At 68.6% G+C, this 20082-nt stretch carries 16 protein-coding genes and 1 pseudogene; 7 read left to right on the top strand and 10 right to left on the bottom strand.

Translation table 11 applies throughout. The annotated features are described in order from the left end of the window. Positions 1 to 181 precede the first annotated feature (181 nt). On the top strand, positions 182 to 307 hold the full coding sequence (locus OHA61_RS18770; RefSeq protein WP_406303991.1) for a hypothetical protein: 126 nt from the start codon (positions 182 to 184) through the stop codon (positions 305 to 307). A 73-nt stretch (positions 308 to 380) separates the two neighbouring features. Then, positions 381 to 1058: a flavodoxin family protein gene (locus OHA61_RS18775; RefSeq protein WP_406307395.1), complete on the top strand. Its 678-nt coding sequence runs from the start codon at positions 381 to 383 to the stop codon at positions 1056 to 1058. A gap of 165 nt (positions 1059 to 1223) precedes the next feature. On the opposite strand, the gene OHA61_RS18780 is transcribed toward OHA61_RS18775, so the two are convergent. Both OHA61_RS18780 and OHA61_RS18785 read right to left on the bottom strand, forming a co-directional pair. Further along, on the bottom strand, positions 1224 to 1649 hold the full coding sequence (locus OHA61_RS18780) for a hypothetical protein (protein WP_406303992.1): 426 nt from the start codon (positions 1647 to 1649) through the stop codon (positions 1224 to 1226). A gap of 109 nt (positions 1650 to 1758) precedes the next feature. Next, positions 1759 to 2214 (bottom strand): NUDIX domain-containing protein, encoded by a 456-nt coding sequence (locus tag OHA61_RS18785; RefSeq protein ID WP_406303993.1) that lies wholly within the window; start codon positions 2212 to 2214, stop codon positions 1759 to 1761. A gap of 277 nt (positions 2215 to 2491) precedes the next feature. On the opposite strand from OHA61_RS18785, the gene OHA61_RS18790 reads away from it, so the two are divergent. Then, positions 2492 to 3118, top strand: a complete 627-nt coding sequence (locus OHA61_RS18790; RefSeq protein WP_406303994.1) for a TniQ family protein — start codon at positions 2492 to 2494, stop codon at positions 3116 to 3118. A 561-nt stretch (positions 3119 to 3679) separates the two neighbouring features. Here the strand turns inward: OHA61_RS18790 and OHA61_RS18795 are convergent. From OHA61_RS18795 to OHA61_RS18805, 3 genes are all read right to left on the bottom strand, one after another. Then, positions 3680 to 8602: a DNA repair ATPase gene (locus tag OHA61_RS18795; RefSeq protein WP_406303995.1), complete on the bottom strand. Its 4923-nt coding sequence runs from the start codon at positions 8600 to 8602 to the stop codon at positions 3680 to 3682. Between the two features lie 84 nt (positions 8603 to 8686). Further along, complete coding sequence (locus OHA61_RS18800) at positions 8687 to 10732, bottom strand: SPFH domain-containing protein (RefSeq protein WP_406303996.1); 2046 nt, start codon at positions 10730 to 10732, stop codon at positions 8687 to 8689. Positions 10733 to 10771: 39 nt separating this feature from the next. After that, positions 10772 to 11383, bottom strand: coding sequence for a hypothetical protein (locus tag OHA61_RS18805; RefSeq protein ID WP_406303997.1), 612 nt, complete (start codon positions 11381 to 11383; stop codon positions 10772 to 10774). A gap of 265 nt (positions 11384 to 11648) precedes the next feature. On the opposite strand from OHA61_RS18805, the gene OHA61_RS18810 reads away from it, so the two are divergent. Continuing rightward, the gene (locus OHA61_RS18810; protein WP_406303998.1) at positions 11649 to 12710 is read left to right on the top strand and encodes a PucR family transcriptional regulator; all 1062 of its coding nucleotides are present in this window, start codon (positions 11649 to 11651) and stop codon (positions 12708 to 12710) included. Positions 12711 to 13048: 338 nt separating this feature from the next. Then, positions 13049 to 13735: a potassium channel family protein gene (locus OHA61_RS18815; protein WP_406303999.1), complete on the top strand. Its 687-nt coding sequence runs from the start codon at positions 13049 to 13051 to the stop codon at positions 13733 to 13735. 370 nt (positions 13736 to 14105) lie between these two features. Here OHA61_RS18815 and OHA61_RS18820 read toward each other — a convergent pair whose 3' ends face one another. From OHA61_RS18820 to OHA61_RS18830, 3 genes are all read right to left on the bottom strand, one after another. Further along, the gene (locus tag OHA61_RS18820) at positions 14106 to 14759 is read right to left on the bottom strand and encodes a DUF4142 domain-containing protein (protein WP_406304000.1); all 654 of its coding nucleotides are present in this window, start codon (positions 14757 to 14759) and stop codon (positions 14106 to 14108) included. Positions 14760 to 15015: 256 nt separating this feature from the next. Next, on the bottom strand, positions 15016 to 16590 hold the full coding sequence (locus OHA61_RS18825; protein WP_406304001.1) for a chloride channel protein: 1575 nt from the start codon (positions 16588 to 16590) through the stop codon (positions 15016 to 15018). 59 nt (positions 16591 to 16649) lie between these two features. Further along, on the bottom strand, positions 16650 to 17162 hold the full coding sequence (locus tag OHA61_RS18830) for a nitroreductase family deazaflavin-dependent oxidoreductase (protein WP_406304002.1): 513 nt from the start codon (positions 17160 to 17162) through the stop codon (positions 16650 to 16652). A gap of 231 nt (positions 17163 to 17393) precedes the next feature. Between OHA61_RS18830 and OHA61_RS18835 the strand changes: the two are divergent. Both OHA61_RS18835 and OHA61_RS18840 read left to right on the top strand, forming a co-directional pair. Further along, positions 17394 to 18284, top strand: a pseudogene (locus OHA61_RS18835) (PP2C family protein-serine/threonine phosphatase); the annotation flags it as partial. A 68-nt stretch (positions 18285 to 18352) separates the two neighbouring features. Next, the gene (locus OHA61_RS18840; protein ID WP_406304003.1) at positions 18353 to 18886 is read left to right on the top strand and encodes a MarR family winged helix-turn-helix transcriptional regulator; all 534 of its coding nucleotides are present in this window, start codon (positions 18353 to 18355) and stop codon (positions 18884 to 18886) included. A 271-nt stretch (positions 18887 to 19157) separates the two neighbouring features. On the opposite strand, the gene OHA61_RS18845 is transcribed toward OHA61_RS18840, so the two are convergent. Further along, positions 19158 to 19457, bottom strand: coding sequence for a hypothetical protein (locus tag OHA61_RS18845; RefSeq protein ID WP_406304004.1), 300 nt, complete (start codon positions 19455 to 19457; stop codon positions 19158 to 19160). A gap of 51 nt (positions 19458 to 19508) precedes the next feature. Further along, positions 19509 to 19994 carry a CBS domain-containing protein gene (locus tag OHA61_RS18850; RefSeq protein ID WP_406304005.1) on the bottom strand — a complete coding sequence of 162 codons (486 nt, stop codon included), beginning with the start codon at positions 19992 to 19994 and terminating at the stop codon, positions 19509 to 19511. Positions 19995 to 20082: the final 88 nt, after the last annotated feature.

Genomic DNA, 20082 nt, shown 5'->3' on the forward strand with positions numbered 1-20082 from the left:
GGTTCCCGCGAACGACTAGATCATTTCCCACCGCCCAGGTGGCCCGACTTTACAGAAGGGGCGGCGCGCCTGAGGTGCGGCGACTACCGCCAGATTTGCGTGCCCGGGCCGAGGTGACTGTCCATGAGCCCGAACCTAGGCCCGCCGCGAACGCACGGACCAGGCAACGGCGCCCGGCCGGGTGAACGCCCTCCAGCCGTCGCCCCGTGACACCTCGGCCGTCGGAGTGATCGTCATCCTCCTTCTGCGCGGATGCGGCGAGGCGGCGGGCCCAGCCCGCACCATGGAGAGCGTCGCACCGCTGTGAACGCCACGGCGGCAGGATCCAGGAGCACTCTGTGAATACCCAGCCGCCCCCTTCCTACGACGGCCTCCGTGCGATGTTCATCAACTGCACGCTCAAGCGCTCCCCCGACGTGAGCAACACCGAGGGCCTGATCGACAAGAGCCGCACGGTGATGGAGTCGAACGGGGTCGCCACCGAGCTCGTACGGGCCGTCGACCACGACATCGCCACCGGCGTGTGGCCGGACATGACCGAGCACGGCTGGTCCACCGACGCATGGCCAGCACTGTACGACCGGGTCATGGCCTCCGACATCCTGGTGCTCGCCGGACCGATCTGGCTGGGGGACAACAGCTCCGTCACGAAGCAGGTCATCGAGCGGCTCTACGCCGGCTCGTCACTGCTCAACGACCGTGGACAGTACGCGTATTACGGGCGGGTGGGCGGCTGCCTGATCACCGGCAACGAGGACGGCGTCAAGCACTGCGCCATGAACGTCCTCTACAGCCTCCAGCACCTCGGCTACACCATCCCGCCGCAGGCCGACGCGGGCTGGATCGGCGAGGCCGGACCCGGGCCCTCCTACCTCGACCCCGGATCCGGCGGCCCGGAGAACGACTTCACCAACCGCAACACCACCTTCATGACCTGGAACCTGATGCACGTCGCCGCGATGCTCAAGCAGTCCGGCGGCATCCCGGCCCACGGCAACCAGCGCTCCGAGTGGGACGCGGGCTGCCGCTCCGACTTCCCCAACCCCGAACACCGCTGACGACCCTGGGAAATGATGCCGGGTCTTCCTGGCCCGGTGTCCGGCTGAGGTAATCAGGTAGGTGGCCGCGCGAGCACCATTCAGTGCTGAGCCGGCGTCGGCTCGCCCCTTCGGCTTCCCGGCGGGTCACTGACCTCGTCAGGTCTCAGACGAAGGCCGGACCGGTCAGTCCTGAGTAAGGGTGTCGGCAGCCGGCCAGACGCCGTTGTCCGGCATCTCCAACCGCTCGGACAGGGACCGCCGCCACTCCGGCGGTGTGAACGGCTCGCCCCAGTAGTCGGTCACCCGGACGGCCTCCCCTGCCACCAGCTCAGCAACGGACACGTTCCGGTACACCCGGCCGTCGCCGTAATCCGTGCTCCACTCCACTACGAGGGTGTCGCCGCAGGCGTGCCGCCGGCCGACACCGAGCCTGAGGCCGACGAAGTAGGACTCCACGTCCGCGATGCGTGACCTGCCGCGGATGAGTTCGCCGCTCTGCGGCCACTGCCGCACGGCGCTCTCGGCCAGCGGAACTCCAAGGATCCGCTCAAGACGCGTCTGATACGCCCTCTCTTCCATGTCGTGGACAACCCGTGTGGTCCCCGTCACGTCACGGCCTGACCGGACCCGTGATCCCATTGGCCGCCGTCGTAGAGCAGGGTGGCCGCGAGATGAAGACGCTTGGCCTGGTCAGCTGACGCGCGGGCTGGCTACGACCTCACACCAGCGAGGTTTCGCCGTCGGGCAGCCAGCCCTCCCGGTAGCCGTCGACGAGGTCGAGGACCTGGGTCGGCTCAACCGCGGCCCGCTCCGACCGGAGCTCGGACACTGCCCACCAGCGGGCATCGGGCCCCAGCATCCGGCCGGGCTTGTCCTTCCAACTGTCTCTGGCGGGGAGCACGAGGACGACGTACCCGCGTTTGTCCACGTCGTCGACGGCGAACAACCGCCCAACCACTGGAGCTATGCGAACCGGGGGCAGCTGCAGTCGGCGACGCAGAAACCGCATCGCGGCACGGCGATACGTCGCACCGGCCCGCACAGGCACTCTCGGTACGGTCCAGCAGGGGCCTGCCGGCTCGTGGCGCCGCACCAGCAGGATCCGTCCCGTCTGCGGATCCAGGATCACCGGATATACGAAGTTGTACGGTCCGGGGCGTCGGGCGGTGGTCATAGGCCCACCCTGCAGATAGGTTATTCGAATCGCACCCCATCGGTGCCATACGGGTGGCGTGCGGCGGGCAGCCGTACGTAAACGGCGGCATGGCGACCGTCACTCACATCGGTGGTATGGCGCCGATCGGCGATTCGACGGCGCCTCCGCATCCAAGATCTCCTGCATGGGAGCAACCCCTTCACGGACGCGACGCGCGGCCATCCCCGGTCCGCGCGCGAACGATGCCGTCTTACAGCCCCTCGACGGCGAGTCGTTGGCCAGCTGGGTCAGCGCCATGGCCAAGCACCGCGCGGTCGAGCCTGCGGCGCTCGCGCGAGAGCTTCACCTCCACCGGGACGGCGCCTTGTCCATGGCGCAAATGCGGCTGTCCGAGCAGGTAGTTCGCCGACTGCACAGAAAAACTGGAGTGGATGAAGCCGCGCTCCACCAGATGACGCTCGCTCGCTACGCCGGCAACGCTCTCCCCCACCTCCCACTCGCCCCGTGGGCATACGCCTCTGCGGTTCAGCAGTGGCGCTCATCGGCCTGGCTCTCACCTCACCGCGCAAGGTGGTGTGCACCCTGTCTGCGGGAGGGCGACTTTCGCTGGCCACTGAGCTGGATGCTGCCGTGGACCTTCGTGTGCCTCCAGCATCGCGTTTTCATGGCGACCGAATGCATGCGATGCCTTTCGCCGGTGCGCTACGACCGGTACTCAACGCTGGCCCGGTCGTGCGATGCCAGGGTGGATGAGCGGTGGGAGAGGTACGGATACGACGAGAGGTGCGAGTTCCCGATCGGACTGCACAGACCGCTCCCGGTCACCGATGATTCGTTGCTCCTCCATCAGGAGAGGATCAACGCCTGCTCGACGGGCATCCGACGGTCGCCGACAGGCAGTTCGCTTCCCTCACGGCGGTGATGGTCATGCTCGTGACCCCGTCCATGATGCGCCGTTGCGGCGAAGATCCGGCACTCCTGTGCCATCTGCGGTCTCGCAGTGGGCTGGGCCTGGCACAGGAACGCGGGCTGTGGGCTGATCCGCTGCGGTTTGCCGCGGCTGCCTCGGTTACGCATCGGCTGCTGCGCTCCATTGCCTCACCTTCCGAGGTAGCCAGGCACATCACGGACCTGAGGTGCCTCGACCACCGAGAAGCACCGTGGCGCCTGGATGCCATGGAGTGGGCTTATGGATCGGCGCTGCGCCCCAACGCTTATGTCGACGAGCTCGTACGTCGAGGAGTGATCGCCGTCGGTTCCTTCAGCCGTTACTGACGTGGCCGAGGCCATCGTCGGCCGACGAAGAGCGAGCCGATCGCCGGACTCTCCCTGAGAGGGAAGAGTTCACAAGCCTTACGCAGCGCAAGTGGGCCACCAGATGGCTCGCGGATGAAGACGTCCGAGGCGTAGTCCCCCGATCATATTGCCCATGCTCTTGCGCATGGGCAGGGGCGCGACCTCGGCAAGCCCTATCCGCGGCAGGCTACGGGGCATTGGTCCGGGCTGCCTTCCGGGCGGGCAGCGTGTCGGTCGCGATCGGTTCAGCAGGGGCGGACGTTCGTGCCCGCGTGATGGCGGTTTCGACGGCTGCGACCCGATCCGCCAGAATGCCGAGCGCGGCCACCGCCCGGCCGAGGAGGTCGTCGCCGGATCCACCGATGGCCTGGGCTCGGTTGTATGCCGAGGTGATCGTGGCCCAGCGGGCGGCCTGTTCCTCGGTGATCGTCCCGCGCAGCTCGGCCAGCTTGAGCAGATTGGCCTCGGCTCCGGTGGCGAGGGTCTGTGCCTCACCCGTGTAGTGGTCGTCGATCACTGCGGCCAGCTCGGTTTCGTTCATGACCGGGGATACGCGCGCCGCGATCTTGTTCATGTTGCGGTACGAGCCCTGGAGCTGGAAGGGCGGTTCGGTGCGCGTGGCGTCGGACTGGGCGGCGGAGGCCATGTACGCCCCGTTGACCGCGAGAACCGTCTCACGGGCAGTGAGCAGATGCCGCAGGACGGCGAGGATCCGGTCGAGCTCGGCCGGTGCGTACGGGTGCGCGAGCAGGTCGCGGCGGACAGTGGGGTCTTCGGCCGCTAGACGGACGAGCACGTCGAGGTCGGCGCGGTCCCGTCCGGCGAGAGGAGCGAGGACCGGGTTGGAGGTGAGGGCGTTCTCGATGAAGCTGAACGCGAAGACGTCCTGCTTCCCGGTCAGGACGTCGCCGAGGTTCCAGACATCGGCGCGGTTGGCGAGCATGTCTGGGATGCGGAAGCGCTGCCCGGACTCGGTGTAGGGGTTGCCGGCCATGCAGACCGCAAAGCGCTTGCCGCGCAGGTCGTGGCCGCCCAAGGTGCGGGTGGCGTCGCAGAGCGGGATGAACTTCTGCAGCAGCTCCGGTGACGTGTGCTGGATGTCGTCCAGGTACAGCAGGACGTTGTTGCCCGCCACCAGCGCGAAGTTGATCTTCTCCACCTCCTGGCGGGCTGTGGCGTCCGGCGCCTCCGCCGGGTCGAGGGAGGTGGTGGTGCGGCCGAGAGCCGGTCCGTCGACCTTCACCAGAAGCAGGCCGAGGCGGTCGGCGACGTACTCCATGAGCGTCGTCTTGCCGTAGCCGGGCGGCGAGACGAGCAGCAACAGTCCACTGTTGTCGGTCCGCTTCGCGTCTCCCACGGCGCCGAGCTGCTTGGCGAGGTTGTCGCCGATGAGGGGCAGGTACACCTCGTCGACGAGCCTGTTGCGTACGAACGAGGACATGACGCGGGGGCGGTACTCGTCGAGGCGCAACCGGGTGCGCTCGGCGGTGACGAGCGTGCCGCGCAGCTTCTGGTACGCGCGGAAGCCCGGTGCGACCCGGTCGGCGAAGTCGGCGGTCCGGGCGAGGAACTCGTCGAGTCGGAGTTGCAGGGTGCGGTGGGTGATCCGCGGGTGCGTGCCGAGCAGGCCGCCGACGGCAGCCGTCATGGGTGCGTCCACGTCGTGGCGTGGCAGGGCGGGAGTGATCTCGACCGCGACGGCCTCGGCGAGGTCGCCGGGGTCGATGTTCTCGCCGCAGCCGGCCGCGTACGAGAGGAGCCAGCCTTCGACGAGCCGGTGCGCGGCGGCGGCGTCCTGGGCCGCAAGGTGGGCGCGTACGTCTTCGTCGTACGGGGACGAACCGACAGCCCGGCGGAACTTGTCGAGCAGGGTACGGGCCGCTGCACTCGTGGCGAAGGACTCCCCGGAGGACAGCTCCTCGACCAGGTACTCGGCCGCGATGCCATGCCCGTACGGCTGTGTGCCCGGCATGCGGGATGCGAATGCGGCCATCGCGCCGCCCAGTTCGGCCCCCAGTGCGTCGAGTGCCGGGGCGCTGCCGAACATCTCACGCGCCCGGATCAACGAGATCGCCTGACGGGTCCACGTCTCCCGTGTGGACGGTGTCGTCCCGTGCGCCCAGAACAGCTGGGCCGCTGCCCTGGCGGCAGCCGGGTAGCGCAGCAGTCCGGCATCCTCGCGCAGGCGCAGTATGACGCTGAGGATTGCCGTCGCGTCGTGGTCGTGGACACCGCGCTCGTATCCCTCGTCGTACGCCGCTTCCGCGGCCTGCCGTACGACGGCGGGCATGTCGCCTCCCGACAGTGCTTCGGCGCCGTGCTCGGCCAGCAACCTGGCTGCGAGGTACTCCGCCCGATAGACGTCAGGCGCCTCGGACGGCAGCGGCTGCGTCCAGTAAGGACGGGTGTCTGAGAACTCGGGGTCGGTGACGGCAGAGCGGTAGTCGGTGCCGGTCAGCGCGAACGCCAGCCCGTCCCCGTGCGGGACGAGGGTGAGTTCCGGCGCCTGTGTGGTGACGGCGAAGCGGTGACGGCCCAGCCGGATCGTTCCGCCGCCGTCCGCGAACAGCTCGGTGCGGTCGCGCAGTGCCCGTACCGCCTCCTGACGAGCGGTCTTCAGCCTGCCGTCCAGCTCCTCCGCCCGCGCCTGGTCGCCGAGTGTGCGCAGCTCCTCCGCGGTGTGGCGGACCTTGGCCACCATCGGGTCCGAGGCGAAGTACGTGTTGACCGCGTCGAGGCTGTCCACGGTGGATGCACGGCGCACGATCGCGTCCAGGACCCGAAGGGCGGAGTCGGCGAGCCGTTCCGCACGCCGGGCGCGGGCGTCCTGAAGTGTCTGCTTGCGCGCCGAGAACGCCTCGTAGACCTCGGTGCGCTTTTGAGCGATGTCGGTGAGGAAGTCGTCGTGGTCGGCGAAGCGCGACTCCAGGTTCTCCAGCTGGAGCAGCAGCCGGGCCAGCTGTGCGTCGCAGCTCTCGGGGGAGTCGGCGGCGGCCAGTGCGCCGGTCACCGACTGCCCGAGCAGCGCGAATTCGGCCGAGAATGCGGCGCGGCCCTCCTGGTCGAGGAGTTCCCGGCGGCGGCCGTGCAGGGTGGCTCGGGCGCGGTTGACACCGCCGAGGACCTCGGCGATCCGCTCCAGGATCGAGGTGCGCACGGTCGCGTCACCGATGTTCAGGCCCGCGACGACCCCGGTGAGCGTCTGCAGTCCGAGGGCCCGCTCTTCCAGGCGTTCCGCGACCGGCCGGGCCTCGGCGACGGTGGCGAGTGTCTCGGCGTCGGCGTAGAGCTGCTCGACCTCCGTGTGATAGCCGGCGAAGGCGTCCTCGCGCTGGAGGAAGGCCACCGCTCGCTGTGCGGCGGATGCGATGTCCGCTTCGACGTCGTGCGCGAGCGCCTCGATGCGCTCGGTGTCTGTGTAGCGCATCTCCTTGAGGGTCATCAGGTGCCCCTGGGATGCGCGCAGTTCGGTGATGCGAGCGATCCACTCTTCCGCGGAGGCGGGTGCCTCGCCGCGGATGCGCCGGACCAGTCTGCCGATCTGCGCGGCGGACTCATCGAGAGCGTCGGCCGCCCGGCGTGTCAGCGTCTGTACGGTCTCGAACTCGTCCAGGACCTGCCCTGCGGTGGCCCGCACGTCGTCCAGCAAAGAGCGCAGATCCCCGGCGTCCGTGTCGCCCAGCCAGTGGTACTGGTCGGCGGTGCGCGTACAGACCGCGACCAGAGCCTCGTACAACTCGCCAGTCGGGGTGGCTTCGGTGGCCTGCCGGGCGATGGCCAGGCAGTCGGAGATGCCACGGACCAGGTCGGCGTTGCCGATCCGGGCGAGCGGCCCGGAGCCGACGGGCCTGGCGGCCGCGTAGGTGTCGCAGACGTACGGGCTCCGCCAGAGCTGCACCAGGTGTACGCGGGCCGGCTCGTCGGAGTCGGGGGCACGCAGGACGGCGAGTGTGCCGTCGTCGAAGAGGTCGTAACCCCGGCAGGAAAGCGGGCTGGCGACCTCCTTGCGGATCAGGTTGTAGGGCAGCAGCAGGCTGCGGCCCTCGTCCCTGGAGTGGAAGGCATACAGCACGTCCTCGCCGTTCGGGGAGCGTACGGCGCGCTCGAACTCCCAGTCCGCAGCCGTCTGCGCATCGAAGGTCTTCATCGCGCCGGCGGCCAGGCAGTAGCCACCGGGGAAGACGATGCCCTCGTCGTCGGGCAGCCGGCGGCAGGACTGCCCGATGCCGTCGAGGCGCACCACGGACTTCGTGAGGGCGTTGAACACCAGATGGCGCGGGGTGTCCTCCTTGTAGGGGCGGATGCGCAGCAGGATCAGGGTGCCCACGTGGGCGTACGCGACCTCCGCGTCGGCGAGCGACTGCAGCGGCTCGTCGACCGGCTCGCTGTATATACCCTCGCCCGACTCCGTGTCGTTCTCGCTCTTCACCGTGAGGGTGCCGCCGACCGTCGCGACGAAGAGTTCTGCGCCGATGGAGATGTGCGGGTGCCGGCCGAGCACGTGGTCGTCGCGGGCGGTTTCCACCCATGTGACGTCGTGCGAGGGCAGGGAGGAGTGGTCGCGCTCCCCGCGGGCGTCCAGGAAACGTACCTCTCCGGCCGGAGTCAGCGCCCAGCGCAGGACGCGTATGTCCTCGGCCTTCTCACCGGTGCGGAACACGGCCAGAAGCCTGTCCTCGACGCGACGCAGCCTGGTCAGACGCGCGCCTTGGTAGTAGCGGCACAGGGCGGCGAATTCCTGTACGAAGTCCGCGTCGTCCAGAAGGCCGGGAGCGGCGTCTTCCGCCAGCCGGTTCAGGTCACGGTCGTAGAGCGTGAAGACGTCGCCGACCGATGTCCGGGGCGTCAGCGCGGCCAAGGCGCTGCACCCGAAGAGCAGTTTGTCGCCGACGACGACGATGTCGCGCGGCAGACAGGCTGTCTCGGTGCTGATGCGCTCGGTGCCGGTCAGAGCAAGCTCGGTGGAACCGAACTCCGCGATACGGGCCGCGTTGAGGGCTTCGGCGCGCCGGGCCAGCTCGATGGCCTGCGCAGCGAGCCGGTCGCGCAGCACCTCGTACGTACCGGCGTCCATGCCACCCGCCGTCGGCACCGTTGTCGCCGTCGCCATGGGAATACCCTTCCTGGTCCTCAAGAGTGGGCCTGTGGCCGCCGACCCCCGTTCGGCGGCCACAGGCCCGGTCGGTGCCCGCGCTCAGGCCCTGACGGACCCGTTGAGCGCGGTGAGCGGGGTGTCGGCGAGGCCGAGCTCGCCTGCCTTGTCGAGAAGCTGGCTCAGCTGGGCCGCAGGCGCGACACCGGTGTTCATCAGCTTCAGCAGCAGTGCAGAAACGGTCAGGTTCTGCACATCGGCCGTGGAGACGGAGCTCAGAATCTTCGTCAGGTCGTCGGTAAAGGACGCTGATCCGTCCAGCCACGGCCCGGCCAGCGTCTGAGCGGTGTGCGAGTGCTGGACGAAGCCGTCGACGCTCTTGCCCAGGGAGATGGACTGGACGAGGCGGTCGAAGAACACGGACTCGCCTCCGACGATGTTGATGTCGGCGTTCTCCAGCCCGGTGGCAAGCACCGTGGCCTGCGCTTCGGCGACCTGCCGCTGTACGTCAAGGCCCGCCAGCCGGATGTCCTTCTCCGCCTCCAGGCGCAGCCGGTACTCCTCGTGCCCGCGCGAGGCGTCGTCGAGTGCGGCCATCGCCGCAGCCTTCTCGGTCAGGCCCTCCGCCTCGGCCTTGAGCTTGTCCCCGATCGCCGCTGCCCCTGCCGCGCCCTTCGCCCGTACCCCTTCGGCCTCGGCCAGCAGCCGGGCCTGCGCAGCTCCGGCCTCCGCGCGGCCGGTCTTCTCGATGGCGTCGGCTTCCTTCTCGCGTACCTGCACTGCAGCGAGTCCGGCCGCCGCTGCCTCCGCCTGGATGCCTTCCGCAAGGCGGATCTTGGCGCGGGCGTCCATGTCGGCGGCCTTGCTGCGGGCCTCGGCGAGAGTGAGTTCCTCGGCCGCCCGGTGCACGGCGGCCTGCTCGGCGGCCTCGGCCGCCTTGATGTCCTTGACCAGCTGCTCCTGGGCCTCGGCCTCTGCGGCGATGATCACCGTCTGGCGCTCGCGCTCAGCCTGTTCGACTGCGCGCAGCTTCTTTATGGACTCCTCCTGCTCGGCGACCGTACGGTCCACCGCGACCCGCTCCCGGATGACCTCCGCGATGTCGCGCCGCTCCGCCTCGACCTCCTTGTCTGCGGAGATACGGGTCAGTTCGGTCTCCCGCTCCCGTGCAATGACTTCGAGGAGCCGGTCCTTCTCGATGCGCTCGTTCTCGATGGCGATGACACGTTCGCGGTTCTTCGCGGCGACGGCGACCTCGCGTGCCTGGTTCTCGCGCTGAATGCCCAGCTGCTCCTCCGTGCGAAGGAAGGCGCTCTGCGCACGCAGTCGCTCCTCCTCGACCACCCGGGCCGTCTCGGCCTCTTCCCGGGCCCGCACCGTCTCGATCTCGCGCTTCTGCTTGATCTCGGCGTCGGCCTGGCGGCGCTCCAGCTCCAGGATCGCCTCACGGGCGTCGACGTTCTGGCGGGTGAGCTCCTTCTCCTCGTGGCGCTGGAACTCATTGGTGCGCACGTGCTCGACCGCGGTCAGCTCGGTGATCTTCCGGATGCCCTGCGCGTCCAGGATGTTGGAGTTGTCGAGCTGGGTCATCGGGGTCTGCTCGAGGTAGTCGATCGCCGCGTCCTCCAGGCTGTAGCCGTTCAGATCGGTGCCGATGACCTGGATGATCCGGTCCCGGAACTCCTCGCGCTTGGTGTAGAGATCGGTGAAGTCGAGCTGCTTGCCCACCGTCTTGAGGGCCTCGGAGAACTTCGCGTTGAAGAAGTCCTGCAGCGTGGCCTGGTCGCTGGCCCGGGCCGTGCCGATCGCCTGAGCGACCTTGATGACATCCTCGACGGTCTTGTTGACCCGTACGAAGAACGAGATCCGGATGTCGGCGCGGATGTTGTCCTTGCAGATCAGCCCGTCCCGGCCGGTCCGTGTGATGTCGATGGTCTTCACCGAGATGTCCATGACCTCGGCCTTGTGCAGCACCGGCAGGACGACCTGTCCGGTGAAGGTGACGTCGACCTTGCGCATCTTCGACACGATCAGCGCCTTGCCCTGCTCCACTTTGCGGAACAGCCGACTGATCACGAGCAGCATGGCGATGGCGATGAGCAGGACAACGGCGACGAGCAGGCCGATGCCCATGGTGATGGCATCCATGAGAAGTCCTCGGGTGAGAGGTGGAGAGAGAGCGAAGGCTCAGGCGGCGGTGCAGGGGTCGAGCGCCGCGTCGTAGGGCGCGACCCAGAAGAATTCGCCGGCGTCGTCGTATGCGTACAGGAGCCCTGTGCTGCCCAGGGGCAGTGCCTCTGTGCCGGTCTGGCGGACCTGTACGACAGCCGTGGAGCCGTCCCGCGCGACGACCTCCGCCTGGCCGAAGGCCGCGTCCACCCGCCCAGTGCGGATGGTGCAGGTCAGCCCGACGAAGTCCCGTCGGGACGGCCCGGGTTCATCGGGGAACAGCTTCGCCAGCGGTCGCACGAGCAGCCGCGTCATGCGCCACGCGAAGATCAGGGAAGCGACGAGCAAAGCCGCGCCGAGCAGATGGAGCAGGGCGCCGGACATGCCCGCACGGGCGAGCAGTACGGAGCCGGTAAAGCTCGCGAACCACGCCAGGGCGATCACCAGCGAGACCGACACCGAAACAGGAACTCCGCCGAGACTCAGCGCGTCGGTGTCCACATCAGCGTCGAAGCTGTCGGAGTCGGCGGCGCCGAGCAGCACAAGCAGCCAGAAGCCGATCACGACCACGAGCGCCGAGGTGAACAGCACCGTGGGGAACCCGGCAGCAGCCTCAACGAACTCAGCCATCTGTCCTCCCCCTTCATGTGCGGACCACGAGTCACGTCCGCCGGACCATGGAGCTGAGTGCTCCTTTCCGGCTTCCGGCAGAAAATCTGTCCCTCTGCCCGGCTCAGCACATCCTGACAGCGCAGCAACCCCGTTCGCATTGCCGTACACCGGCAATCTTTATGGCTCCTTGATGCCGGTCACCGCCCCTCGGAGCATGCATGCCACCCTTGACCTCTGCGCGTCAGGAAGTCGTCATCAGCGCGTCAGGAAACGGGGAGGAACCATGGCGGAGCAAGGGATACCCGAGGAGTATCTGGAGGGGTATGCCCAGGTCCTGGCAGCTTCCTGCGCCACCGGGCGGAAACTGACCCGCGACGAACTGGAATCGCTCCGGACCCAGGGCGAGCGGGCAGCAGAGGCAGGCATCGGGCTGCGTTCCCTGGTCCGTGCCCACCTCTGTGCCGCCCAGGCCGTCCGACCCGAGCTGCCTTATTCCGCCGCCGACCATCTCCTTGCCGCCGTCGAGCAGGCCGTGGACGCCTTCGCGGAGGGGCATGAGCGGGCACAGCGTCTCGCGGTACGCCAGGAGGAGGCGGCCCGCCGGGAGTTCATTGACGACCTGTTGTACGGGCGCAGCGACCTCGGTCGCCTCGCCGAGCGCGCCGAACGCTTCGGACTGCTTCTCTCCCACGCCCACGCGGTCGCCGTGGCGCAAGGCGCCGAGCAGTACGACGACGGCTACCCCGTCACCCGGCGGATCGAGTCGTCCCTCGTCGCCCGCTTCGGAAACCGCCGCATCCTGCTCACCACGAAGGACGGCCGACTGATCTGCATCGCGCCGGGTGACCAGCCGGATGTACTCAGCTTCTTCGCCAAACAGGCCTACGCGGGGACGGACGGCGGCCGGGTGGCCATCGGCCGCCCCCATCCAGGCGCCGGCGGCGTCGTCCACTCCTACGAGGAGGCACTGAACGCCCTCGACCTGGCCTCACGTATGGACCTCGAAGGCCCCGTGCTGCACGCCGCCGACCTCCTGGTCTACCCGGTGCTCACCCGGGACCGGCAGGCCATGTCCGACCTCGTACTCAGTGTTCTCGGCCCGCTCCAACAGGCCCGCGGTGGTGCGCAGGTGCTGATCGACACGCTCACCGCCTACTTCGACACAGGCTGCGTGGCCGCCGAGGCGGCCCGGCGGCTCTCCTTGAGCGTGCGGGCGATGACCTACCGGCTCGACCGCATACACAAACTGACAGGAGCCGATCCCGGCGACCCCGTCCACCGCTACACCCTCCAGACAGCGGTCATCGGCGCCCGGCTGCTGGACTGGCCCAACAAGGATCTCTGAGCGCTCAGGCCGTCCGCATGCCCCGGCGGGGGCCTGAGCCCAGTGCACCTCTGGGCGCAGCGAGTTGCCAACCACTGAGGCGTGGCCTGCGCGGGACCGGGCGGGCTGCCGTGCATGCTGGGCACGCATACGCCACGTTCTGGGAGACGCGTATGAAATGGCTGGTCTCATTGGTCGGAGCAGCACTCCTCATGGTCGCGCTGCGAGACGTGTTCCACACTCTGTGGCACCCCACCCGTCACGGAGGGCTGAGTCGGTACGTCATGGCGGCATTGTGGAGACTGTCCCAGCGCCTCCCTCTTCGCAGAGGGGCGGCAGGGCTGGCCGGTCCGCTCGCCATGGTGACAGTCGTGGCCATGTGGGCGGGCACTGTCGTCGTGGGATGGGCAATGATCTACTGGCCGCACCTGCCGGACGCCTTCTCGTTCGCCGCGGGCCTGAAGCCGGCCGAGCACGGCGGGCCGGTGGATTCGCTGTACATCTCGCTGGTCACCGTGGCGACGCTCGGACTCGGCGACATCACCCCGGCCGAGCCATGGCTGCGCATCGTCGCACCCCTGGAGGCCCTCGTCGGCTTCGCTCTGCTCACGGCCACGGTCTCCTGGGTGCTGGAGATCTATCCGGCACTCGCCCGCAGACGCACACTGGCTCTGCGGCTGTCCCAGTTGCAGCGGAACGATCCCTCGCCGCCGCAGCTCGACTCCGCTCTGGGAGCGGCCGTCCTGGACAACCTCGCCGGGGAAGTGGCGCGCATCTCGGTGGACTTCCTCCAGTTCGCCGAGTCCTACTACTTCCACGAAGGCGAGGACCACACCTCACTGGCCGCCAGAGTCCGCTACGCCGCCGACCTCGCCGACCGAGGCGGTGCCGCCGGACAGGCGGAGGTACGGCTTGCCGCTTCCTTGCTCACCACCGCGTTGGAGGACCTTGCCCTCATCCTCGACCAGAGCTTCCTGCACACCGGTGACACAGTGGCCCACATTTACCGCGCGTACGCGGAAGATCACGGCAGAAGTCAGATCTGAGCGAGGAACCATTGATTCGCCGCCCTCGACATGGTGCGTGATAAAGAGCGGCGCGGACGGGCAGATGGGGATGCAGCTGGAGAGGTTTTCCTTCGACGGGTCGGGCCACAGGGCGAGCATGGCGGGCAGGACCAGATAGTTCCTGTCCATCAATCGCTCGCCCATCTTCCTTGACGTTGCTGGTCAGGATGACAGGACAGAGAGGGCCCGGGCCGATGGAAACGGCGTGCGTTGTTGAGCTGAGTCACCGTGCCAGTGCCGAGCTCCCGAGCAGAGGCCGTCCATCAGCCGGGCCCCCGTCGCGAATCATTGCACAGTGCAAAGGTGAGTGCACGTGTTCGTACGCGCCCAGCCCCGGTCGCCGTGGTGCCTACCGTGGTTTGACGGCGGTCTCGACCTCCTGGAAGGTCTTGGGGTCGACAAGCCCTGTGTCTTCAAGGACTTCGAGGTGGTCCAGGACGGTCTGGTTGGCCTGGCGTGCGTGACGGCGGATCAGGTCGTTCTGGGTGGCGGCCCTGACTTCGCCGATGGTGGCGAAGATCTTTCCGTGCGAGGCGCGCAGCAGGTTGGCGAAGAGGCGGTCGAATTCGTCGCCGTGGGCGTTGTCCAACTGGGTGACCCAGCCTTGCTGCTCTGGTGTGGCCTCGTTCGGGAGCGCGACCCCGAGGATCTGTGCGTCCTCGCGTACCAGTTGGTCGAGCTTGCTGTGGCCGTCGATCAGGTGCAGTCCAGCTCGCCTCACGGCATCGCTGGAGGCGTGCGTCTGCGCGAGCCGGCCGGCGGGTATCTCCCACAGCCCGGCCTGCCGCACCTTGATGAGGAAGGTCTTGTCCACCTCCGTCACCGGCTGCGGGCCCGCCTGGGACTGGCCGAGGGCGCCGGAGGTGGTGGTGTGGCCGCTGGCGTGCTGAACGACACCCGCTGTCGTCGGGTCAGCCGACGCTTCGCCGCTGATGCCCCGTATCGCGATCAGGACGGTGGCGACGGCGGCACAGGCCGCAGCGATGATCGCGATCGTCCGCATCGAAACCTTGGGCCGTGTTGCGCGTCGGTTCGGACACATGGTGCCTCCCGGTTCGGCATTGAGGACTGTTCCTTCATGTCGTCGGGAGCTCGTTGTGGCGGCTGGCACGGCACGCAGGAGTAGGTACGCAGGCGAGCACGGAGATGTTCAACGGGCTTTGAAATGGGCGCTCGTACGGCTCGGCACCGCTGCGATGCGTCTCCTTGATGTACCCAAAGCGAGTCAGGACACTCCGATGCCAGGCAACCCGCCCCGATCAGCCATGACAACACCCTTGCGAACCGGTACACCCAGCCAACGGACTCGCAGTCGCGTGGGCCAGGTCGCCTGCCGTGAGCGGTGCCGTGTCCGTGGAGCTGTCGAGGTGTGCGAGGGCCCCGGCCGCCGCGCGGGTGGTCAGCATGCCGAGGCAGCGCCCTTGAGCGTCCAGCACGGGCAGTGCGCCGTGCGGGGAGAGTCTCAACAGGCGTGCGGCTTCGATGACTTCGGTGGAGGCGGGCAGTGTCAGCACCGGCGGTGTCCTGGCGGATACGCCCGCCCCATATGCGCACCGCCGTGACCGCGTCGTGAAGTCGACACCCTGCCGACGCAGTTTGAGGGTATAGATCGTGTCCCGTGACAGCAGCCGGGCGGTGAGCAGGGCGAGGGCGATGCCCGCAGCCAGCGGCGGCACGATCGAGAACTGGCCCGTGAGTTCGAACAGGAGCGCCGCGGCCGTGAGGGGAGTGCCGGAGGTGGCGGCGAACACGGTGCCCATGCCGACCAACGCGTACGAGGTGACCGCACCCGCGGTGGAGGGCAGCAGCTGATTCAGGGCGGTTCCGTAGGCGGCGCCGAGTGTAGTTCCGACGAACAGCGTCGGCGCGAACACGCCGCCAGCGCCGCCGACGCCCAGGGTGAGGCCGGTGGCGAGAACTTTGCCCGCGAGCAGGAGCAGGAGAAACCTGGTCGCGTAGCCGCCCTCGGCTGCCTTTTCCAGCACCGGGTAGCCAGTCCCGTACATCTCGGGCAGGACCAGCAGCACGAGGCCGAGCAGTACGCCGCCGACGGCCGGGCGCAGCCATTCCGGGCCGCGCCAGGCCCAGTTGCACACGTCCTCGACCAGATAGAGAGCGTGCGTGAATCCGGTGCCGACCACGCCGGCGGCCAGACCCAGCACCGAGAGGAGCACGTACTGGTTGATGTGATCGGCGTGAAAGGGTGGCACGTTGAGGAGAGGGGCGTCACCGAATGCGACGTGGCCGATCGCGGCTCCGGCGGCGCCGGCCGTCGCCGTCGCGCAGAATGCTCTGACAGTGCGCACCCCGAGGATCAGCTCCATGGCGAAGAGTGCGCCGGCGAGCGGGGTTCCGAGGGTGGCGGCCACGCCGCCCGCAGCTCCGCAGGCCACCAGCATGCGCACACGGCCGTCGGCGACGCCTGTGAAGCGACCCAGCAGGGAGCCGAACGCGGAACCGATCTGGACGATGGGCCCTACGCAGCCGACCGAGCCGCCGGAGCCTATGGTGACGGCGGACGCCCAGGCCTTGACGCCCGTGACGGCGGGGTCGATCCGGCCACCGTTCCGGTCGACGGCGAGCATTACATCCGGCACTCCGTGGCCGCGGGAACCCTTGGCGAAACGAGCGACCAGGGGTCCGTACAGCAGCCCGCCCAAGACCGGGACGAGCAGCACGACGTACGGACCGAGCCAGGTCGCATGAGGGTGTGCTGTCCCGCCGTGGAGCGCGGGATCGGCGCGTCCGGACAGCAGTCGAGTCGTCGTCTCGATCAACCACCGGAAGACGACGGCGCCACCGCCGGCTGCGGCTCCGGCAAGGGGGACGAGCACGCATGCACCCCATGGCCGGGCGAAGCCCCGGGCCACGGAGTGCGGCCGTATCGTTCCCCTCACTCGGCGTGCCTCGGCGGGTTCGGGCCGGATTGCAGACGTAAGAAGGGGATCGACTCGCCGGCCCGGCGGAAGCCCTCGATGGAGCCGTCGACGGTGAAGCCCATGAAGCCGCAGAGCCGTTTGGCCAGACGGGGGTGGGCGGTTGCGTACCGGACCATGATCCAGCCGCCCTCCTCGGCGGATACGGAGTGCGCCGTGACGGCGTGATAGCGCCTGCCGACCTGGATCGTGGCCTGGGGAGTGTGGAGCAGGTTCCTGTACCAGTGCGCCGTGGGGCCGAAGCCGGAGGCCACGGTCCACGTCCCCTCTCGTGGGTCGTGTTCAACGACTTCGATGACGACCTCGCGGGCCGTCCCGGAAATGCGGCCCGTGTGGATGAGCAGAAGCAGGCGTTTGCCGAAGAGCGGCCCCAGGCCGATCCGGTACAGGTGCACGGGAAACCGGGCGACGCTGCGTTTCCAGCCTGTCAGTGGATGGGGCCGGTTCGGTTCGCTGCGCGGTGATGTCATGACTCTGCCTGTCGTGCGCTGTGGTGGGCGGGCTCGTCTGCTTCGGTTCGGTCACGGGTCGGCGGACACAATGCTTCAGCAGGGAAAGTTTTGCATAGGCTAAAGCTTGCCGGGGAGGGTAGCGACGCGGGACCGACGCCTCATTCAGTCCCCGGTTCTTGTCTGCGATGCCGTGCAAGGCCGCCGAGCGGAAGCCGCCCGCACCGCCTGTCACACCGCAGGAGTTCGCCGCGCACGGCCCTGATCGGAGGGCTGGCCCTCGTTGTGTGTCTGGGGCTCGGGTTGTACGCCAACTGCTCGTCGGCCGCCGGGGCTTCACCGCGCTGGCATCGGTTGCCGGGGTGACCGCCGCCGGGCTGCTGGCCGCGGTCATGCGGCAGAAACGGGAGGCCGAGCTCGCCGGTGTGCGCTCGATCGCGGAAGTCGCACAGCGCGTGCTGCTGCGGCCGGTTCCGCGCAGTGCCGGACATCTGCGCGTGGCCGTCTCATACACCTCGGCGGTCGCCGAAGCGCGCATTGGCGGGGACCTGTATGAGGTCGTCGCCTCACCGGACGGGGTCCGGGTGATCGTGGGGGACGTGCAGGGCAAGGGCCTGGAAGCCGTGGAGACCGCAGCCCTCGTGCTCGGCGCCTTCCGCGAGGCCGCACACAATGAACCCGACCTGCAACGGGTCGGGGCACGGATCGAACGGGCGGTGGACAGGGAGCTGCAGGGCGAGGTTCGTCACCGCTGTGCTGGCCGAGGTGAGCGGCGACCGAAGCGCCACCCTGCTCAACTACGGCCACCCCGCGCCTGTGGTCGTACGCCCCGACGGCGCGGTCCACTTCGCCGCACCACCCCGCAATACACTGCCCCTCGGCCTCGACATCCACGGCAAAGACGCACCGCAACCGTACGACAGATTTCACCCCCGGCGATCAGCTGCTGCTCTATACCGACGGCGTCACGGAGGCCCGGGACCGCAGGAATCGCTTCTGCCCCCTCGGCGAGCGAGTCGGCCTCTCAAGGACCCAGACCCCGAGACAGCTCTTCAGACGCTGCGCCGCGACCTCGTCCAGCACGTCGAAGGACCGCTCCACGATGATGCCGCCATGCTCTTGCTCAGATACCACAGGTGGTGACGGACCCGTTCTGGTCGGGACACCGGGGTGGAAGCCGAGGCATGGCCAGAGCACGGTAGAAAGGGGGCATGGCTGAGAAAGCGCAGCCCTCACAGGGCATGGATGACGTCGACGCGGTGACCCGTGCGGTGCTGACGGCGTCCCGGCTGCTGGTCGCCGTCTCGGCGCGCTCCCTGGCTGCAGTCGAGGACCGGGTGACGCTGCCCCAGTTCCGGCTGCTGGTGGTGCTGTCCACCCATGGCCCGGCCAAGCTCGTGGAGCTTGCCGAGCGCCTCGGAGTCAAGCCGTCGACCGCGATGCGCATGGTCGACCGGCTTATCTCGGCCGGCCTGACAGACCGGCAGACCAATCCCGACAACCGTCGTGAAACCGTGCTGCAGTTGACGCTCGAGGGCAGCACGCTCGTCGAGGACGTCACCGCCAGGCGCCGACAGGAGATCGCGTCGATCGTGGAGCGTCTCGCCCCGGAACAGCGCTCCGCGCTGATCGGTGCGCTGACCGCGTTCACCGAGGCCGGCGGAGAGCCGGCCGTACCGGCTGCGGCGGCCGGTGGCTTGTATCCGTTGGGCTGGACGGACATGGCCGCGCCGCAGGGCAGTTGAGCCATATTGCGGGCTCGCGTCAGGTGCAGGTCCCATTTCGCTTGCACCGTGCAAAGGTGGCGTAGAGCCGGGGCTGCTCTCTCTCACGGGGCCGTTCGCGGAAGCCCACAGGTCCTGCTGCTCTTGCTGCGGACCGAGTCGCTCGGGGTCGTAGTGGCTGAACGGGAGGAGGGAGGCACCCGGATACACGGCGTCATCAGCGCACAGCTACTCCTGGGGCGTATGGACCGGACCCTGCTGCAGCCCCTGGGAAGCCGCAATTGAGCCGGGGTCACGGCGCCAATTCCCTGGCACGGTTGTCCGCCCTCGCCGAGCGCCGGTGCGCCCGGATCTCGCCGTACGCGACAACCAGCGTCGCCATATTCAGAGGGAAGGCGACGGTTGATGCGATCACCGTGATTCCGGCGGCCCGCGTGAGGCTGGCGGCCAGCGCCGCGCACAGCAGCCCAGCGGGCAACAACCGGCGCCACGTGGGCAGGTCCCGTATGCGCCACACGCGTACGCAAAGGATCACATTGAGCGTCAGGAAAGCCACGGCCCAGGCGGCAAGCAGAACTAGGGACAAGGGCATCGGCGGATCTCCGAAGCAGAAGGAATGGTCAAAAGGGGAAGGTCCAACCGGTTACGCCCGGAGCGTGCCGCTGGAGCCGCCCGACGCGCGGAGGAGCTCGTGCAGCAGGTGGGCCGCTGTGATCACCCCGAGCAGATGGGTGCCGTCCTTGGCCTTCTCGGCCACGGCCACCAGCGGGCTGCGGACCCGTGCCATGAGCGCCGCCACCTCCAGCGCGGTGTCGTCGGGATCCGCGATGGGCGGCGGGGACGGGGTGCTGGGGAGGCAGTCGCCGACACTGCGTCCGGCCAGGGCCTGGCACAGGCGGTCCGCGTGCTTCTCGTCGACGACCGCGGCCAGCGTCGGGTCCTCGATCACGTACTCGGGCACCAGGACCTTGACCATCTGGGAGGCGGGCAGGATCGCCTTGGGTTCCCCGTGCTCGTCCAGCACCAGAAGCCCGGGGAGTTTGTGCTCGGCCATCAGCCGGGCCGCCTCCAGCGCGTCGCTGCCGACGCTCACCGATTCGTACTCAACTGCCAGGTCTCGTGCGCGCACGGCCGGCTCCTCGTCTGCTCGTCATGTCCCTGTTCCCAGCGTCGGTCATTGCCGGGCTCCCGGCGATGACCTTGACGCGACACATACA

This window comes from Streptomyces sp. NBC_00885 (assembly GCF_045207475.1).
Taxonomy (GTDB): domain Bacteria; phylum Actinomycetota; class Actinomycetes; order Streptomycetales; family Streptomycetaceae; genus Streptomyces.

What these genes read in the sequence shown, in the direction of transcription:
- OHA61_RS18785 (WP_406303993.1), bottom strand. Translation starts at nt 2,214, where the DNA reads ATGACCACCGCCCGACGCCCCGGACCGTACAACTTCGTATATCCGGTG.
- OHA61_RS18815 (WP_406303999.1), top strand. Translation starts at nt 13,049, where the DNA reads ATGGTGACAGTCGTGGCCATGTGGGCGGGCACTGTCGTCGTGGGATGG.
- OHA61_RS18800 (WP_406303996.1), bottom strand. Translation starts at nt 10,732, where the DNA reads ATGGATGCCATCACCATGGGCATCGGCCTGCTCGTCGCCGTTGTCCTG.
- OHA61_RS18790 (WP_406303994.1), top strand. Translation starts at nt 2,492, where the DNA reads ATGGCCAAGCACCGCGCGGTCGAGCCTGCGGCGCTCGCGCGAGAGCTT.
- OHA61_RS18830 (WP_406304002.1), bottom strand. Translation starts at nt 17,162, where the DNA reads ATGACATCACCGCGCAGCGAACCGAACCGGCCCCATCCACTGACAGGC.
- OHA61_RS18820 (WP_406304000.1), bottom strand. Translation starts at nt 14,759, where the DNA reads ATGCGGACGATCGCGATCATCGCTGCGGCCTGTGCCGCCGTCGCCACC.
- OHA61_RS18805 (WP_406303997.1), bottom strand. Translation starts at nt 11,383, where the DNA reads ATGGCTGAGTTCGTTGAGGCTGCTGCCGGGTTCCCCACGGTGCTGTTC.
- OHA61_RS18795 (WP_406303995.1), bottom strand. Translation starts at nt 8,602, where the DNA reads ATGGCGACGGCGACAACGGTGCCGACGGCGGGTGGCATGGACGCCGGT.
- OHA61_RS18810 (WP_406303998.1), top strand. Translation starts at nt 11,649, where the DNA reads ATGGCGGAGCAAGGGATACCCGAGGAGTATCTGGAGGGGTATGCCCAG.
- OHA61_RS18775 (WP_406307395.1), top strand. Translation starts at nt 381, where the DNA reads ATGTTCATCAACTGCACGCTCAAGCGCTCCCCCGACGTGAGCAACACC.
- OHA61_RS18840 (WP_406304003.1), top strand. Translation starts at nt 18,353, where the DNA reads ATGGCTGAGAAAGCGCAGCCCTCACAGGGCATGGATGACGTCGACGCG.
- OHA61_RS18845 (WP_406304004.1), bottom strand. Translation starts at nt 19,457, where the DNA reads ATGCCCTTGTCCCTAGTTCTGCTTGCCGCCTGGGCCGTGGCTTTCCTG.